Raw genomic sequence first — 16,880 nt, 5'->3', positions numbered from 1 at the left:
GCGTGGTTAAGCCACTAATTTAGCAAATAAATCACAGATAGAATATTCCAAAGGAATGTTCGTAAGTCGGCAGTGACCTAGCAATTAATTATACACGGTGTTACCTGCTGGCTTTTATTTCTTTAAATTTCACTTCAGTTAGGATTTCGACTAATTCCAATTCGATTACTTTATTAGGAATATGTCGTTCATATTTTACCATACCAATATTTTCAGCATAAAACGTATTTTGGTAAAATCCATATTCATCGTTTTGGTCAATTGCATTGATTAAATAGTCATCTCTAAACTTTACTGCTCGGTATTTCTTTCCGTTTACAGTAATATTTTCAAGTCCAGATTTAGCTCTTTTCTTTTTAAAATCAAAGCGACCATATTTATTTACATACTTAACAGAATAAGTGTATTCATTATTTCCATTCCACTTGTAAACATCTTTATCTATTACTTTGGCTTTGATTTCTTTTCTGTCTCCATTGTCATTCAATTCAAAGTCAGAATAAGCAGTTAATTCAGCTCCGGTTTCTGTTATAACTTCGTCGAAAGTGTTATAAATATTGAAATCAGAATCATAAGAAATTGTTTTCAATTCATTCGTTTCTGGAATTGATATCACTTTCCAATACTCAATTTTTGTCGAGTCGTTTTTATCTACATATTTGTAAACTTTGGTTTCTGTTTTATTGGAAAACGGATAATAAAAGTCTTTTAAATTTTCTTGTGCAGAGCAGCTTGAAATTATAAAAATTAAAATCAGAAGTATAATGTTTTTTGGCATTCTCAATGTTTTTTCAGCTTGCAGGTAACGTTTTGTGTATGGTTAGTTGCGTGGTTTAGCAACTAATTTAGTAAACAAAAGCTTGCCAGAGAAAATTCCGAAGGAATTTTCCAGATAAGCACTAGCCAAAGCAATTAATTATACACTGTGTTGTAGCCAGTTTTTATTTATTATTATTCAGTTCGTCAAAAAAATTAGTTGGATTTTTTAAAAATCGGTCGGCATCTGAACCTTTTATTATTTGTCTTAAATCCGAAATATTTGGGTTGCATAAATTTCCGTTTCTGTCCATTAAAATCCAGTCATTTTCTTTACAGATTTTTAGCATTGAGTTTAGGAAATTCAGATTAATATCGGTTAAGTCAGTGCGAAACATAAATTCATCTATAAACTCATTTGTATTGTTTAATCCAATACTCACGTCGTGGTCAAATTCGGCTTTTTCACTTTTCCAAATTCTGTCGTCAGTCCAACTTGCACGAGTGATTATTTTGTCAATTTCCGTTTCTAATTCCGTTATATTAATCTTTGTTTCTTTCCACCAATTAATGGTTCTCGCATCTTCAAAATCAGGTTCCAAATCTTCTTTGTCAGATGAAGTATATTTTTCCCAAAACTTTTCCCATTCGGAATGTTTAATTTCCAACTGACTTGGTATCTCTCCAAATTTTGCTTCAATTGCCTTTTTTGGTAGTATGTAAGTTATAAATTGGTTAATTGCCATAGGGTTTTCTTAAATTGGCTACAACGTTTATGTATAAGATTAGTTGCGTGTTTAAGCACCTAATTTAGCAAATACAAACCGAATAGAAAATCCGCGAGGATTTTCGTAAGTAAGCTTGTACTAGCAATTAATTTTATACTGTGTTGTAGGTAGTTTTTTTATTCCACCATACATATCCAATCAGTCCAATTCCAACAACTGTCATTCCTGCTATTCCAATTTTCAGTCCTAACAGTGGATTGTCATATAATTTGTCGTTAAACAGACCAAAAATTAAAGAAATTAATCTTGTCGGTAAAAATGCTAAACTCATTAGAATTGCCAAGTATTTTGGATTTGCATATTTTGTCAAAATCGAATGAATTATTGGTGCAATATGAATTTCCGAAATTCCGAGAAAAACCAATGAAATTAAATATGTAATTGTATGATTTTCTGTTGGGATTTCTGGAATTAGAAATAATATTCCAAGTGATATTGCTCCAAAAATAAAACCAACCATTAATTTAAAAAATTGAGAACTGTAGAAAAAAGTCCAAAGAACAATTGCAACTAATGAAATAGGAAGAGTGAAAATGGAACCAATAGTTTGCCACATACTTTTAGAGATATTCCACGCTGAAATTTCGCTGAATTGCATTTGTAAGTCAAAAATCCGAATATTTGATATTTCGTAAATACCCCAAAATAGTCCAACCACAATAAAAGCAATTAGAATGTTTAAAATTCTTTTGCTTATTGATATATCGCTTTTTTCAAATTCTTCTAAATTAATTTCTTTTGAAATAATGATCGGAACAATTGACAATAACATAAGTATACCAGATAATATAAACCCAATATTGTAGCCAAATTTTTCTCCAGAATAACCAATTAATGAAATTCCAAGAAATGAGCCTAAATTTATTGCGAGATAAAAGATTGTAAATCCTGAATCCAACAATTTAGTTTTGTTCAAATATGATTTCCCAAAATTTGAAAGGATATTTGGTGTGAAAAATCCGCTACCTAAAACGACAAGAAATAACCCTAAATAAAGACCAGTTGTCGAAGGTATACACAAACTAAAAGCTCCGATTGCTTGAATAATTCCACCAATTATTATGGCTTTTTTATTTCCAATAAGTAAGTCTCCAAAAAGTCCTCCGATAATTTGAGAAAAAACCATTGAACCTGCAAACCAGCCATAGATACTTAACGCTTCAGTTCTGTCCATTTTCAGGATTTCTCCTGTCATATACAGAATCACTAAAGCTCTGAAACCATAATAAGATGCTCTTTCGAACATTCTTGATAAAGAGTAGTAAAAAGTTTCTTTTGTGTGTTTCTGATTTTGAATTTTTTCCATTCAGTTTCTTGGGTTGGCAAATTACCTACAACGTTGTTGTGTAAGAAAAGTTGCGTGGTTTAAGCAATAGAGTTTGTAAATAAAACACGAACCAAGAATATCCGCGAGGATTTTCGTAAATAGGCTTTTACCAGCAATTTTTTTTACACGGTGTTGTAATTAGTTTTTTTCTTTTTCAGATTCAACTTTCTTTTTTAGGTTTTCATAAATATCTTTTGTCAAGTGTTTGTTTTCAATTTTTAGATATTTAGTTCCTCTCTTATCTTTTGACAAATATTCAATCGTTATTGTCGGTTTTTTGTATTCAATCGTGGTTGGATGAGCTCCAGAATCCAAAATAGTAAGTAAAAAGTCTCCAATTAAATTACTTTTAGTTTTTCCTTTGTCAACTTTCTTTTCAGCGTATTTTATTTTCTTAATATTTTCCAGAGGAATTTCAAATTCTTCCAATTCTCCAAGAAAGTCTTCTTTCTCATAATAAAGAGTTTTTTCCAAAATTCCAATCATATTCCTTGAATCTATTTCAATTTTAAAAAGATTCAAATTATTGTGATTTTTCTCCATCTTGGTTTTTTTCGTAAATTAATTACAACGTTGATGTATAAGAATAGTTGCGGATTTGTATGCGAGGATTTTCCGAAGGAAAATCAGACGTTACAAACACGCAACGACCTTTGATTAAGCACTAAACCGCAATTATTTTTATACGGTGTTGTAAACAGTACTTTATATCCATTTTCTTATTAATTCATTTATTCCGAGTAAAATTCCATCGTTATAATTTCCTTTTTTAAATTCAGGAATCATATTTTCATCGATTACTTTTTGGCAAAATTCATCTGTCAAATAGTTTCGAGTTTTTTCGGTTGTTGATATTCTTACTTTTCTTAATTTTTTACTCAACACAACAGTTAGTCCGTTTCCGTCATTATTTTTTCCGACATTCCAATTGTCCGACATTCTGATAGCGTATTGGTAAAATTCCGTATTTTCTGGTACAGATTCGATTGTAATTATTGCGATTTCTCTATTAGAGTTTTCTTTGTAATACAAAAGAGCATTTTCTAAAAATTTAATATCATCTTCCGTGAATATTTTTTCAAAGTCATTTATAAAACCTATTTGTTGAGGAAATTCAGACGCATTTATTTCCGTTTTTGGTTGTTCAATTTTGGTTTCAACTTTTGCAGTTTTACAAGAGAAGAAAGTCAAAATTAAAATTATTATTATGTTCCGAAATGTCATTTTTCGTATTGTTTACAACGTTTATGTATATGAGCTGTGGCGTGTCTCGGCACAGACCTTTCCTGATAAAAACTGGCTTTGGAAAATCCGCAGGATTTTCCAAGTGTGGACTGACCAAGCCATAGCTTATATACTGTGTTGTACACCGTTTTTTATTCGGTTAATATTAATTTTTCATCGTACCAAACATCTTCGTATCCTTTTTTGTCAATTAAGAAACGATATCCAATATCAAGTCCGAAATATTTAATTAAATCCGGTCGTATTTGAAGTAAATGTTCAGCACAAATTGGTTTAAAAAAATTATCGGATTCCGAATATTCTCCTGTCCAAATATACCAACCAGTTGTTCCTTTTTCTTGCGGATGTCTTATTCCGTGAATTGGGTCAGTATTTAAGTTAGAACCAAATCCAATCTTTAATTTTTTATTTATCGGATTCCACTTGGAATGATATTTTTCGCAAATTTCTTTTTGTCTATCAATATGTACATTCCACAAATTATAATCCGCTAAAAGGTTTTCTTCCGTTTCTAATTGGTGTTTCCACAATTCAATATTTTTCTTATTTATCGGAAAATTAATTTCTGGACTATCCCATTGAAAAATGATGTCAGAAATAATTTCATCATCCCAATCGAAAAAATCTTTTCCAATCAAATCCGATGCGTAATTTTCCAAATCCGATTTTTTAAGTTCTCCATTCAGATATTGGTCGCATTTCGCAATTAAATTTGAGCGTGATATTTTGATTTCTTGGTTCAATTTCGGTTTTTCTTAAATGGTGTACAACGTGTTTGTATATGGTTTGTTGCGTGGTTAAACACGTAATTTAGCAAATAAAAACCGAATAGAAAGTCCGCGAGGACTTTCGTAAGTAGGCTAGAACTAGCAATAAATTATATACGGTGTTAGCAGTAGTATTTTATTTCAAATCTGTTTCAAATACAAAATTTTCTATTTTATATAATCCAGATTGAATTATCTTATTTTCAAACCCTTTTTCTTTTAATTGTTCTTTAATTTTCAAATAGGTTTCCTTTGGGATTCTCGGGTCAACAACAATTTCTTCAAACGATTCATTTGGGTTAATCTTATATTTAAAAACTTTGTCTGTCGTTTTACCATTTGTATTATGAAAAACAAAACGAACTTCTTTTTCGTGAGTAAAAGCTAATCTTTTTAACATTAGTGTTTCTGCTTGTCCTTTTCCAGTGCCATCTAGTAAGTATTCAGAAGCATTATTTAAAAGTTCTACTAACTTTTGTTTCTTTTTATATTGAACTTTTCCTGCGAAAGTAAATAGGTTATAAGGTTTTCTGTTGTATGGATTTATATGATTTTCTTGTGTTTCAAACAAGTCCTCAAAAATTTTCCCTATAGTTGACTTAACTTTGATGCCTATATTATCTATTATTAATTCTTTAGTTTTAGAATCTTTAATGTGTTGAGAGTATATTCTCCACATAGCATCGCTTTCTTTTTTTAAACTCCAACATTGTCCGTAATATTTATTTCTAGAATTAACCGTGAAAAGTTCTCCACTTGGCAACTTTCCTGTAGATTTCAAAATAAAGTTTTCAAATGGGTCTTCCCATTCCTCTGTTTTTACAAGTACATTTTGTTTGGTTTCAAGTAATTCTAAAATTCGAAATAAAGGATAAATTCTATAAATATTTTTATTTAAATCTTTTTCTGAAAGGTTTATAAGATTGTTGGTCATATGTTTTTTATATTACTGCTAACGGTTTGTATATGAAAAGTAGCGCTGAAAATAAGCGATAACTTTTCAGATTAAACACAAGCCGAATTTTTAAATTTTACTAATTATTTTATTTTTGGGATTTGTCAAATTTAAAAATTTGGCGACCTCCTAAAAATGCCCGAACCTTTGTGTTAGCAAAGACTCGCGCTATTTTTTATATACGTTGTTACCCGCTGGCTTTATTTCCTCACATACTTTCTAAATGCTGAAATAAATTGAAATACAAAAAAGCCTACAATTATTTTATTTCCAAAATCGAGAAACAAAGTCCAAAATGTATATTCCGATTTAGATATTAAAAAATCCTTTCTGTGAGTTAAATCCAAGAATGAAAAATAATGTCCGACTAAATTCCAGTCAACTTCTGTGGACTTAAAAATTCTACCAATACTTAAAAGATATAAAACGTAGAAGAGTATTGAGAAGATAAAAAGTCCAAAAAGAGGTCTTTTAATTGATAATCCGTGATTGTTTGAAATACTGTTCAAACCAAGGATAAAATTATCAGATTTCGGTAAACTTGAAATCCTTTTCAAAGAATCTTTTGAAATAGCACCAAGTTTTTGTGCCTCAAAATAATTCCCAGAACCTTCTAAAGATTTCCTCAATTGAAGAAACGTTTCATATTGGTCTTTATAATAGTTTTGTGGTTTTTTTTCAGGGTAATGTATGTTTTCTAACGTCATAAACTTTTCAAAACTTAAACTATCCTTTGGAAAATTACAGCTTGTAAAAGTTGCTTTAGCAAAACGTGTTCTATAAAATGATAATGTTTTATAGCCATTGAAATCAATGTTATCGAACCAACTGTTGTCCATATTAGATTTATGGACTTCAACTTTAGAATCAATTGAGTAAGGCGAAATATTATAAAGTAACATTTCAGATTCAGAGCTAAAATCTCTAATGTAAAGATTGCTTATTTCAGTATTTTCAATGGAAATTTTTTCATTGGCAGAACCTCTTAATGATAGAGAATTTAAAATGCAATTTTCAATCTTTAGCTGTTCATCAATTACCTTGGAAAAATCTATGCTCAAATTTATATTTAGTTTTTTCTTTTCCCCGTTTGTTAAAAAATATCGAGTCTTATATTCCGTTATTTGTTCGTTTAGTGTACAGTAAACTCCTGATTCTTCTTCTTTGCTGTGGTTAAAGCGGAAATTTATTTTTTTTGAGTGATTAACGTAAATTGACTGTTTCAGACTTAACAAAGTATCTATTGACTTTACATCAGAGCCTTTAAGTAAAGTTTTCCATTTACTTAAAAATATATTTTCTTCCGTGTAAGATATATCGATTCGTTTTTGATATTGTAAAAATAGAGAAGGCGTAATGCAATTATTAATTGAAATATTTTTAATTAAATTGTTATTAATATTCCCGCTAATTATAGAACCGCCGAAATGAAATGAAATTTGTTCGGTGTTTATTTTGCCTATTTGAATATCTTGAATTTGGCAGGATGAAAAGTTTAAAGATATATTTTTGAAGTCAATTGCATTTTCGTTGATAATAATTAGCTTTTGAAATCGACAATTGTTAAAGTTCAGAACTGTTTTATTATCTATAAATATAACGTCGTCAAAAACTTCCTGCGTTATTTTTATTTCCGCTGTTCCAAAATCCTTATTCTTAATCGTTTTGTATGGTTCTAATTGTATTTCCAATGTTTCTTTAGCTTGCGGGTAACGTTTATGTATAAGAATAGTTGCGGTTTTGTGTGCGAGGATTTTCCGAAGGAAAATCAGACGTAGCAAAAGCGCAACAACCTTTGTTTAAGCACTAATTTAGCAATTATTTTTATACGGTGTTAGGCAACGTATTTTATTCTTTTTTTTTGCGTTCTGGTTTAATTCTTAACACAATGTCTTGTCTCGATTTCCAATTGATTGGTGATATATTTTTTTCCTCACAGAATAATTTAAGTCTTCGCTCCAATTCATTTGCTAAATTTTTCAGATTATCAATAATTTCATCTAAATCTGTTTCAATAAGTTCAGCTTTACGGTTAACAGAATGAATTCTTATAGTATTTAGTTCTTTATTACTATTAGTCAAATCTGGCACAGTTTGTTTTGCGTTTGGGCCAAAAATCACGTTTCCACTTACCAACTGAAATAAATCAAAATCCTCTGAATTCGGATATTTATAAACCCAAGATATAACTCCGAAAAAGGGTGTTTCTGTTTTTAAAAGAGATTCATTAATTCTTTCGTCAAGATGTTGATGAGTATGTCGAAATTCTTTTAAATAGTGTAAATGTCCTACTATTTCAGATTCATTTTCCCAAGGTAGTTGTTTACAGATATTTGCTAGACGGACAGCATTGTCAATTATAGACCAAGCATATCCAAATATTGCAGGCGTATTTCTATTCGGGTTATCGTTTGATATTTTTAGTAAGGCACTTGTCAATTGAGAATATGAGTGGTCAATAAGTTCAAAAGCAAACCGCATTGAATCAAAAATCAAAAGTTCAGAACTACTGAATTCACGAGGTAAATTTTTCAGAATTGAATTGTTCTCTATGAGTTTTGTCATATGTTGCCTAACGGTCTAGTGTATGATTTCGTTGCGTGATTAAGCACTAAAGTTAGCAAATAAATCACAGATAGAAGGTCCGCGAGGACTTTCGTAAGAGGCTATAACTAGCAATGAATTATACACATTGTTGGCAGTAGTTTTTATTCCTTTTCAACTTTTTCTATATGAATTTTAGTTAAAGTCTCTAATAGTTCTAAATTATATTGTATATTTACAATAGATAAGGCGTAAAAATACAATAATGGAAGGTAAGACAAGAACAGAGAACTCAAATAAAAAACAAGGTTCAGTAAAATTGAGTGTTGCTAGAAAAGGAAAAAATCCAGTAAGGTCAAGACATAGTAAGTTTTCACCATCTTGGGTTGTTGTTCATTCTAAAGATGCTCCTGGGTTCAAAATGGAATTAATAGGACGTATTAGAGAAGGTGTGAAAAAGTCAGATTGGAAACAATTGATTCAATATACAGATTCTACTGAAAAAGAGTTTGAACATATACTTCCTGCATCTATAAGTAGTATGCAAAAGAAAGCTGTTTATGGAAAAGAGACGTCTGAGCGTATTTATGAATTAGCTAGATTATTTGGATTAGGTTATGAGGTCTTTGATTCAAAGGAAGATTTTAAGAAATGGTTAATGACTCCGTCGAAAACTCTCGGCAATAAAGTTCCATTTGAGCTACTTGATAGTAGTTTTGGTTTTGAAATGGTAGAAAACGAAATCATTAGGGTTCAATATAACGTTTATAGCTAATGATTGTCTATAGAGTAGCTAATGTAAAATACAAAGACAAAACATTATCAGGAATTGGTGCTGAAAAAGTTGGCGGAAGATGGAATTCAGTTGGTACGAGGGCTGTTTATTGTTCAGAAAATATTTCATTAGCGTTATTAGAATATTATGTTCATTCCGAAAACATAGCATATTTACCTAAAGAAATTTTAATTGCAAAAATTCAATTTCCAGACGAGTTTTTAATAGAAGAATTAAAAGAACTTCCCGAAAGATGGAATCAATATCCGTATTCTTCTAAAACAACAGAGGTTTTTACTGATTTAGCAAAAGATCGAAATAGATTTGCTTTAAGAGTGCCATCTACTATTGTCGGTCTTGAATCAAATATTATTCTAAATCCTTTATTTAAAGATTTTGGAAGAGTTGAAGTAGTCGAGTTTATTGAATTACCAATTGATGACAGGCTGAAAAAAGATAAACGTTAATAATCTAGTTTGTTGGGTCTGAGTAATTACTGCCAACGTTGATGTGTATGATTAGTTGCGTGTTTTAAGCACTAAAGTTAGCAAATAAAACACAGATAGAAAGTCCGCGAGGACTTTCGTAAATTAGCTAAAACCAAGCAATTAATTATACACGGCTTAAGTTTACAATTCATTAAATTAGAGTATAAATCAGAAAGAACAAAAGAGAGGAATAAGGTTAATATACACGCAGAAGCTTTGGACTTCGTCAACATTGAAAACCCCCTCTCTTTTCTACACAGATTCCGTACAGTTCTATGAGGCCTTTCGGACCTCGGTTTTAAGTCGTTGGAACTCGCGTAGATTGTCCTTTCACAAAACATTTTCTTATGGATAAAGATATCAAATATTTTGGGATTGACATCAGCCATCTGGTCTTCGATGTCACGGATCCTGAAGGGACCCACTATCAGTTCAAGAACAATCCCTCTGGCTTCAGAAAGTTTGCAAAACTATTGGACGGTGACAGCCACTGTGTGATGGAGGCCACGGGCTACTACCATTACCAGCTTGCCTACCACCTGCTAGAGTCCGGCATTAAAGTATCCGTGGAGAACCCATTGGCGGTAAAGCGCTTCATACAGATGAAGCTCTCGAAGGTCAAGACCGACAAGAGCGATTCCAGACTCATCTGCGAGTATGCAAAACAGGTGGAACTGAAACTCTGGAAGGGCAATTCCAGGGAGCAGACAGAATGCCTGCAGATGGCAAGGCTCCTTGACGTGTACACAAAGCAGTGCACCATGATAAAGAACAAACTGCATGGAGAGGAGGTTCTGGGAAACCCGAGCAGGGCAGTGGTATCATCCCTGAACCGCTCCAAAAAACATATTGAGAAAGAGATGGCGGAACTGGAGAAAAGACTGCTCATGGCCGTAAAACGGGCGCACCAAGAGGTACTGACCTGCGTGAGGAGCATACCTGGCATCGGTACCAAGACAGGTGTCATGCTGATAGTCCTCACTGGTGGGTTCGAGCGTTTTTCAAGTGCAAGCGAACTCTGCAGCTATGCAGGCCTGACACCAATAATAAGGAACAGTGGGAGCAGCGTGAGCGGGCGCAGCAGGATCAGTAAGATGGGCAACCAGAAGCTGCGGAGCCTATTGTTCATGTGCAGTTTCAGTGCGGTTAAATATAACAGGGCATGCAAGGCGATCTATGATCGTATAGTGGCAAAGGGAAAGAGCAAAAAACTGGCATTGATAGCGGTGTGTAACAAGCTGTTGAAACAAGCTTTTGCAGTTGCTAAATCAGGGTTGAAATATGATAGGGAATATAAAAGTGTGTTGGTGAAAAATTAATGGGGTTTTACTTGTTTTTTAACACAGTACTTTGTTGTGAGCAGTTATTTTCCGCTCAATTTATTCCGTTTGTTTATTGATTCGGATATTGTAAGTCCGTTTTAATTATTTCATCATTCGAATCGGAATAAAATAATCGATAAAGAAAAATCTCTTGATTATTAAAAACCCAAACATCCCTTTTCATATTTTCATTCTTCAATTCCGTAATTATTCCGCCAATTTCATTTTCAGTTTCTAAATCCGTTGATTTTGATTTTAGATAAACGTGAAAAAATCCTTTCAAACACTTATCGTTATACATTGAGTCAATCCGTTTTGCATTCCGATTGAGTTCCGCTATTTTCTCGTATTCTTTCTTGGTCAATTTTTCATAATTACAGTCAATGTAATTACAACTTGTGACAACGACTAATATTATTAAAATCCCAAAATATTTGATTCTCACAGGCTTTTTTTTTAATTGCTCACAACGTTTTTGTATATGGTTTGTTGCGTGGTTTAAGCACTAAAGTTAGCAAATAAAAACCGAATAGAAAATCCGCGAGGATTTTCGTAAGTAGGCTAAAACTAGCAATAAATTATATACGGTGTTGGCAAATCGTTTTTTATAAATCGTAAACTTTTTTAAATTCCATTTTATTTTCCCAACAATCGTTAAATTCAGATTCGCAATTTAATTCAAACCCTAATTCAGTCAATTGTCCAGAATATTTTAAAGGGCTTTTCGAAATTCCGATTGCGATTTCTTTTTTCGGCTTTTCATCCGCTTTGTAAACTTTATTTCGTGTAGTTTCAAATAATTCTCTTTGTCCAATTTCAAACGCAATTTCTTTATCGGTCAGTTTAAAATTCAAGAGCGGATTTCCGTAATGAAAAATACCGTGTCCACTTCCATCTTCAGTTCCAAAATAGAATCCAACTAATTTGTTGTCAACTATGTCAATAAAAATGGAATGATTTTCTTCTTTATTTTCGGCTTGATATTCGTAAACTCCAATTATTTCATTATCGGCCAGTTGAGTTTCCAGATGCTCTTTTTCAACTTCTTTCCATACTTGTTGAGAATTCCACGCTGCAAATGGTACTGCAATAAATTTCGGAAAAGCATAAGCTAAAAAGAAATATACAATTAAAAGTATTCCGATGATTTTTAATATGCGTTTCATAAATGTTTGCCAACGTCTCCGTATATGAAACGTAGCGTTAAAAAAGACGCTATCGTTTCGGATTATACACGAGCCGAATTTTTAAATTTTTCTTTTTATCTTTATTTTACTAAAAGCCAAATTTAAAAATTTGGCGGTCTCCACAAATACACGAAAACCTCTCGGAAAGCCTATAATAGCTATGTTTTATATACATTGTTGTGCATAGTGTTTTCGCGTTCTGGTTTTATTTTCCATATTATCCAACATATAAAACAAGATATAAAAATCATAAATACAGATACTAAAATATCCTTTATTTTCCACATTGAATTAGGTGCATAGTCACGATGAAAATTTGATAATCCAGCGAAAACTATTTTATAAATTGTCCAAATTGTGTGCATTATTGAAAACCCTAAAGCACCAATCCAAAATATTCGTCTATTTATTAGAATTGGCAAAATCAGAATTATTGTCGGAATTATTATTGCGTAAAGAATATCAAAATAGAAAGGGCTAAAGTCATATTTATATTTAACCATATTCAGTCCGCCAAAAATCCATAACAAAGTAATTCCGCCATATATTAAACGTTGGGTTTTGTCATTTTTTAAAAATTCGGCTTTTCCGTCTTTACTCTTCAATTCCTATTAGTCAGCTTTAATTCGTTTTGGTATTCATAAGTTACTTTCTCTGCACGATGTTTTTTTACATTATGCACAACGGTTTTGTATAAGATTAGTTGCGTGATTTAGCAACGAATTTAGCAAATACAAACCGAATAGAAAATCCGCGAGGATTTTCGTAAGTAGGCTTGTACTAGCAATTAATTTTATACGGTGTTGTGCAACGTATTTTTATTTCGTTTATCTATTTCTATCGCTCTTTTATAAAATTCTCTAAATTCGTTTTCATTATATTTTACTCGCATAGCAGATAAAACATCATATAAACCTAAACTGCACCAGTCCCAAAGCATTGTGTCGAAGTTGTATTTATACATTTGTTTTCCAACTTCGCTACGAATTTTTTCGGTTTCGATTTTGTCTATTCCAACTTCGGTTAGACACTTTTCAATTCGTTTTTCATTGTCAGACGTAAATTCAGTATCAAGATATGGTTCTAAAATCCAATCCCAATTCCAACTATGTTTTGTAAGTCTTATTTTGTTCATTTCCGCAAACTTTAGCAACTTCGTTTTTTGTTCCGCTGAAATGAAAATAATGTCTTTATCTACATATATTCTACAAAGTCCGAAATCCGCAGTTATTAATTTGATTTCGCTTGCACTTATTATTTTTTCAGGATAAGCAATTGAAGGTTCAAATGGATATTCGGTTATTGATATCTTATTTTCTTGAATATCGGATTTTCCAATTCCGCAGAAAAAGTTTTTCATTTCATATTCAGTCGCACTAAAAAAAGCTCCGTTTGAAGTCTTGTTTTTTTTAATTCCGAAAATGTTTTTAATGAAATTCACAGTTTTTTTTATATGTTGCACAACGTTTTGTGTATGGTTAGTTGCGTGGTTTAGCAACTAATTTAGTAAACAAAAGCTTGCCAGAGAAAATTCCGAAGGAATTTTCCAGATAAGCACTAGCCAAAGCAATTAATTATACACTGTGTTGTAGCCAGTTTTTATTTATTATTATTCAGTTCGTCAAAAAAATTAGTTGGATTTTTTAAAAATCGGTCGGCATCTGAACCTTTTATTATTTGTCTTAAATCCGAAATATTTGGGTTGCATAAATTTCCGTTTCTGTCCATTAAAATCCAGTCATTTTCTTTACAGATTTTTAGCATTGAGTTTAGGAAATTCAGATTAATATCGGTTAAGTCAGTGCGAAACATAAATTCATCTATAAACTCATTTGTATTGTTTAATCCAATACTCACGTCGTGGTCAAATTCGGCTTTTTCACTTTTCCAAATTCTGTCGTCAGTCCAACTTGCACGAGTGATTATTTTGTCAATTTCCGTTTCTAATTCCGTTATATTAATCTTTGTTTCTTTCCACCAATTAATGGTTCTCGCATCTTCAAAATCAGGTTCCAAATCTTCTTTGTCAGATGAAGTATATTTTTCCCAAAACTTTTCCCATTCGGAATGTTTAATTTCCAACTGACTTGGTATCTCTCCAAATTTTGCTTCAATTGCCTTTTTTGGTAGTATGTAAGTTATAAATTGGTTAATTGCCATAGGGTTTTCTTAAATTGGCTACAACGTTTGGTATATGAGCTGTGGCGTGTTTCGGCACAGATCTTTCCTAATAAAAACTGGCTTTGGAAAATCCGCAGGATTTTCCAAGTGAGGACTGACCAAGCCATAGTTTATATACGGTGTTGTGCAACGTTTTTTACGTTCAGTTTTTCAGAATTCAAATTCAAGTTACGTTATAAATTAATAATCCGCCAAATAAAAATGCAAAAGGCGAGATAAATTGGAAATAAATTGGTTTAAGAATATCTGCACTTTTCATTGAAAATTTGTGATGTATTTTTCTCGGGACAATATAAAGTATGAGAGATGTTATGAGCATTATCCATCCAAAAACTTTAAACGCAATAGGGAATTTAGAAAATTCCGAACATAATATCAAAGCTATTGCTGGAATCAATCGAAGTGTTATTTCTGCGTAATTGATGAAATTTGTACTACCAGCTTTTCTCAATGTATTTCTCGCTTTTATTGGATTAATAAGCATTACAAACCCAATGAAAATTATAAAAATTCCGAAAAGTATCACAACCCATTTTGCAATTTCAACTATCATAATTGAGGTCGTTTTTTTAGAATTTGTTCTATTATTGAACATTTTTGGTCAAATGTTGCACAACGTGATTGTGTATGGTTAGTTGCGTGGTTAAGCAACTAAGTTAGTAAACATTTACGAACCCGTGAATATTCCGCAGGAATTTTCGCAAGTAGGCTAGAACCAAGCAATTAATTATACACGGTGTTGCCCACAGTTTTTATTCCACGTTGTAATTTCCATTCGCCCACTTTATTGTCGGTTCAATCCATTCATTTAATGGTTTAAATAAAAATCCGTGTCCCATTCCTGTATTCAGTTCGATTTCTTTAAAGTGTTTTATTTCGCAATTCGAGATTTTCTTTCGTTCCAATGAAGAAACTCCAAATGGGTCGGACTTTTCGTAAATCGTTAAAATATTTCCGCAAAAATTGATTTCAGGTATATTTTGAATATCACTATTCCTAAAACTTGCAATAAATACAAAATTCAAATCTTGATTATTTGCTAAAGTCGAAACGTATTGAGCAATATATCCGCCTTTTGAAGTTCCAACCACAGTTATTTTTCTCGGTTCTATTTCGTTCTTTATTAAACTGTCAATTTGGGTTACGATTCCGATTGCGTATTCTCTTGCGTTAACATTTCCATTCCGTTTTTCGGATATTACTTTAAGTCCTCCTTTTTTAAATTCAGCAATAATTTCGTTATATTCAGTCCGCCCAAATTCGGGATGCAACTCATTCAGTTCGTGTTCTTCTAAAAATCGATTGTGAAGGAAGAAAACAAATCTGTCATCATTTTTGTTTCCGCACGCAAATAAAGTTGAGCCAAAAAGAATTCCAATTAATAGACTTATTTTCATTGATTTACGATTTTTCTCAAATTGTGGGCAACGTTTATGTATAAGAATAGTTGCGGTTTTGTGTGCGAGGATTTTCCGCAGGAAAATCAGACGTAGCAAAAGCGCAACGACCTTTGGTTAAGCACTAATTTAGCAATTATTTTTATACGGTGTTGTGTGCAGTTTTTTTTCTTTGTTTATATTTTCTTTTAGTTCTAATTAATCTATATCTCAAATCGTCATAAAATAGGCTTATTAATAATATTATCGCTCCAAAAATCAGAGAGTTCAACTTCAAGTCAAGTCTTGAGTAAAGAAATCCGCCAATTATTCCACCAAAAAAGAAGAAGCATATTATATAAATTCGCAGTTTTATAGTTGCTTTAATTTTTTCTCTATGTGGATGAGATTCAGGGAAAAAGAGTTGCGATAGTTCAATTCCTAAATCTGTAAACAGTCCAGTCAGATGTGTTGTCCTTACGATAGCATTTGAAATTTTAGTTACAAAAGAGTTTTGAAGTCCCATAGCAAAGAGAAGCGAGCAAACAATTAAGTCAGGATATTTTATTTCTCCTGTATTACTTATGATTGCAATTGATAATAAAATCACACATTCAATTATTGTTGGTAAAACAAAAACATTTAGTTTTCTATTTTTCTTGAATTTTTCGATTAGGAAACTTGAAAAAAAAGAACCAAAGAGAAAAGAAAAAATATAAATAAAATAAATTGTTCCTTTCCAAACCTCAAAATTAGCGACATCACTTATAAAAAGAGCAAAATGTCCAGTTACATTTGTTGTCAATTGTGTAAATGCCAAAAATCCCGTCACATTGACAATTCCAGCAACAAAGGACAATATCGTAGCAATTCGCAGATTGTGTTTTAAAGTTCTGCTTTTGCCTTGATGTCTAAACATTTAATTCCCATTTGGTTTGGTTTTTCAAATTGCACACAACGGTCTTGTGTATGAAACGTAGCGTATAAATAGTCGCTAACTTATCGGATTTAGCACGAGCCGAATTTTTTATTTTTATGTTTAATTTTCTTTTCTAAATATAACCAAATAAAAAATTTGGCGTACTTTGTAAATATACAAAAACCTCTCGGAAAGCCTGTAATAGCTATGTTTTATACACGTTGTTGTGCATAGTGCTTTTCACGTTCAG

Annotated in this window: 20 protein-coding genes; 3 read left to right on the top strand and 17 right to left on the bottom strand. The window is 31.8% G+C overall.

What is annotated here, in order from left to right; genetic code table 11:
* Positions 1-100: 100 nt before the first annotated feature.
* The 9 genes from GQ40_RS08115 to GQ40_RS08075 all read right to left on the bottom strand — a co-directional run bounded on the left by GQ40_RS08115 (position 101) and on the right by GQ40_RS08075 (position 8,403).
* Positions 101-778 carry a hypothetical protein gene (locus tag GQ40_RS08115; RefSeq protein ID WP_047547371.1) on the bottom strand — a complete coding sequence of 226 codons (678 nt, stop codon included), beginning with the start codon at positions 776-778 and terminating at the stop codon, positions 101-103.
* Positions 779-941: 163 nt separating this feature from the next.
* The gene (locus tag GQ40_RS08110; protein WP_047547346.1) at positions 942-1,502 is read right to left on the bottom strand and encodes a hypothetical protein; all 561 of its coding nucleotides are present in this window, start codon (positions 1,500-1,502) and stop codon (positions 942-944) included.
* A gap of 133 nt (positions 1,503-1,635) precedes the next feature.
* Positions 1,636-2,850, bottom strand: a complete 1,215-nt coding sequence (locus tag GQ40_RS17120; RefSeq protein ID WP_052184195.1) for an MFS transporter — start codon at positions 2,848-2,850, stop codon at positions 1,636-1,638.
* Positions 2,851-3,009: 159 nt separating this feature from the next.
* Positions 3,010-3,414 carry a hypothetical protein gene (locus tag GQ40_RS08100; protein ID WP_047547369.1) on the bottom strand — a complete coding sequence of 135 codons (405 nt, stop codon included), beginning with the start codon at positions 3,412-3,414 and terminating at the stop codon, positions 3,010-3,012.
* A gap of 162 nt (positions 3,415-3,576) precedes the next feature.
* A complete protein-coding gene (locus GQ40_RS08095; protein ID WP_052184194.1) occupies positions 3,577-4,062 on the bottom strand; it encodes a TPM domain-containing protein in 486 nt (161 codons plus the stop codon).
* 185 nt (positions 4,063-4,247) lie between these two features.
* Complete coding sequence (locus GQ40_RS17115; RefSeq protein ID WP_081990189.1) at positions 4,248-4,859, bottom strand: hypothetical protein; 612 nt, start codon at positions 4,857-4,859, stop codon at positions 4,248-4,250.
* A 160-nt stretch (positions 4,860-5,019) separates the two neighbouring features.
* The gene (locus tag GQ40_RS08085; RefSeq protein WP_156115547.1) at positions 5,020-5,664 is read right to left on the bottom strand and encodes a hypothetical protein; all 645 of its coding nucleotides are present in this window, start codon (positions 5,662-5,664) and stop codon (positions 5,020-5,022) included.
* A gap of 374 nt (positions 5,665-6,038) precedes the next feature.
* Entirely contained in the window at positions 6,039-7,529 is a 1,491-nt protein-coding gene (locus tag GQ40_RS08080; protein ID WP_047547363.1) for a hypothetical protein, read from the bottom strand.
* A 157-nt stretch (positions 7,530-7,686) separates the two neighbouring features.
* Positions 7,687-8,403, bottom strand: a complete 717-nt coding sequence (locus tag GQ40_RS08075) for a hypothetical protein (RefSeq protein ID WP_047547361.1) — start codon at positions 8,401-8,403, stop codon at positions 7,687-7,689.
* 244 nt (positions 8,404-8,647) lie between these two features.
* Between GQ40_RS08075 and GQ40_RS08070 the strand changes: the two genes are divergently transcribed.
* The 3 genes from GQ40_RS08070 to GQ40_RS08060 all read left to right on the top strand — a co-directional run bounded on the left by GQ40_RS08070 (position 8,648) and on the right by GQ40_RS08060 (position 10,964).
* Positions 8,648-9,157 (top strand): antitoxin Xre/MbcA/ParS toxin-binding domain-containing protein, encoded by a 510-nt coding sequence (locus GQ40_RS08070; protein WP_047547359.1) that lies wholly within the window; start codon positions 8,648-8,650, stop codon positions 9,155-9,157.
* Positions 9,157-9,624, top strand: coding sequence for an RES family NAD+ phosphorylase (locus GQ40_RS08065; protein WP_047547357.1), 468 nt, complete (start codon positions 9,157-9,159; stop codon positions 9,622-9,624). Before GQ40_RS08070 ends, GQ40_RS08065 begins: the two co-directional genes overlap by 1 nt.
* Positions 9,625-9,992: 368 nt before the next feature.
* Positions 9,993-10,964 carry an IS110 family transposase gene (locus tag GQ40_RS08060; protein WP_047547355.1) on the top strand — a complete coding sequence of 324 codons (972 nt, stop codon included), beginning with the start codon at positions 9,993-9,995 and terminating at the stop codon, positions 10,962-10,964.
* Positions 10,965-11,037: 73 nt separating this feature from the next.
* On the opposite strand, the gene GQ40_RS08055 is transcribed toward GQ40_RS08060, so the two are convergent.
* The 8 genes from GQ40_RS08055 to GQ40_RS08020 form a co-directional block, all read right to left on the bottom strand.
* The gene (locus GQ40_RS08055) at positions 11,038-11,331 is read right to left on the bottom strand and encodes a hypothetical protein (protein ID WP_047547353.1); all 294 of its coding nucleotides are present in this window, start codon (positions 11,329-11,331) and stop codon (positions 11,038-11,040) included.
* A 241-nt stretch (positions 11,332-11,572) separates the two neighbouring features.
* Positions 11,573-12,133 (bottom strand): hypothetical protein, encoded by a 561-nt coding sequence (locus tag GQ40_RS08050; protein ID WP_047547351.1) that lies wholly within the window; start codon positions 12,131-12,133, stop codon positions 11,573-11,575.
* Positions 12,134-12,312: 179 nt separating this feature from the next.
* The gene (locus GQ40_RS08045; RefSeq protein ID WP_047547349.1) at positions 12,313-12,759 is read right to left on the bottom strand and encodes a hypothetical protein; all 447 of its coding nucleotides are present in this window, start codon (positions 12,757-12,759) and stop codon (positions 12,313-12,315) included.
* A gap of 188 nt (positions 12,760-12,947) precedes the next feature.
* Complete coding sequence (locus GQ40_RS08040; RefSeq protein WP_156115545.1) at positions 12,948-13,595, bottom strand: hypothetical protein; 648 nt, start codon at positions 13,593-13,595, stop codon at positions 12,948-12,950.
* A gap of 158 nt (positions 13,596-13,753) precedes the next feature.
* Positions 13,754-14,314: a hypothetical protein gene (locus tag GQ40_RS08035; RefSeq protein ID WP_047547346.1), complete on the bottom strand. Its 561-nt coding sequence runs from the start codon at positions 14,312-14,314 to the stop codon at positions 13,754-13,756.
* A gap of 184 nt (positions 14,315-14,498) precedes the next feature.
* Positions 14,499-14,930 carry a hypothetical protein gene (locus tag GQ40_RS08030; protein WP_231565557.1) on the bottom strand — a complete coding sequence of 144 codons (432 nt, stop codon included), beginning with the start codon at positions 14,928-14,930 and terminating at the stop codon, positions 14,499-14,501.
* 157 nt (positions 14,931-15,087) lie between these two features.
* A complete protein-coding gene (locus GQ40_RS08025; protein ID WP_047547345.1) occupies positions 15,088-15,732 on the bottom strand; it encodes a hypothetical protein in 645 nt (214 codons plus the stop codon).
* Positions 15,733-15,874: 142 nt separating this feature from the next.
* The gene (locus GQ40_RS08020) at positions 15,875-16,630 is read right to left on the bottom strand and encodes a YoaK family protein (RefSeq protein ID WP_047547343.1); all 756 of its coding nucleotides are present in this window, start codon (positions 16,628-16,630) and stop codon (positions 15,875-15,877) included.
* Positions 16,631-16,880 lie beyond the last annotated feature (250 nt).

The sequence above is a fragment of the Psychroserpens sp. Hel_I_66 genome (assembly GCF_000799465.1).
Classification (GTDB): domain Bacteria; phylum Bacteroidota; class Bacteroidia; order Flavobacteriales; family Flavobacteriaceae; genus Psychroserpens.
The sequence above is the reverse complement of the archived record's forward strand: the minus strand, read 5'-3'. Positions and strand labels throughout refer to the sequence as shown.